Source organism: Sphingomonas sp. CFBP 13706, assembly GCF_014842355.1.
GTDB lineage: Bacteria > Pseudomonadota > Alphaproteobacteria > Sphingomonadales > Sphingomonadaceae > Sphingomonas > Sphingomonas aerolata.
This window is the reverse complement of sequence record NZ_JACYVM010000074.1, coordinates 1-550: the sequence shown is the minus strand read 5'-3', so window position 1 is coordinate 550 and position 550 is coordinate 1. Positions and strand designations below refer to the sequence as shown.

The 550-nt window shown below is 56.7% G+C and carries 1 protein-coding gene; it reads left to right on the top strand.

What is annotated here, in order from left to right:
• Nucleotides 1-413: hypothetical protein (locus IFS44_RS21710; protein WP_206757905.1), on the top strand; the 413-nt coding region annotated here is incomplete at its 5' end.
• Nucleotides 414-550: the final 137 nt, after the last annotated feature.

Here is a 550-nt window from a genome sequence, read left to right as displayed (position 1 = left end):
GCTCTGTTTCAAACTACGGGCCTGCCCGCGGCCGATCCCAGCTTTTTCAACACAATCGCCCAATTGCGGTCATTCAGCATGGCGCTATAGTTGCCTCCATGATAGATTTTGCAGATCGCGTTCGTATTAGTTTCTCTGCCGATACAGAGCGGCTGGGATTGGCGGGCCGGAAAGGCCAAGTCTGCGGTTCGACCACCCCTTCGCTGACTGGGGTATCCGTCATTGGCTCGACGGTGGACGACTACGCGATCAACGTGCAACTCGAGGAAGTCGATGAAGCCTTATGGTTCTCCGAGGAACTGGTTGAATTGATCGACAAGGGCGCGGGCACGGTCATCAGCCTTGACGGACACGATGCTGAATGGGTCCGCCTTCCGAACGGTCATTGGGAAGAGCGGCCCTGCTCGAAGTGAACTTCCAATGTCCGCTGTCCACCACAATGCGACGTTCGCGATGGGCGAAGCGGATGCGCGAAAGCTGCCTGTCCGCTAACGCCCACTTGTCGACCTTCTTTGGTTCTGTGACGATGCCTGAAAGCTGCCGTTCGTTT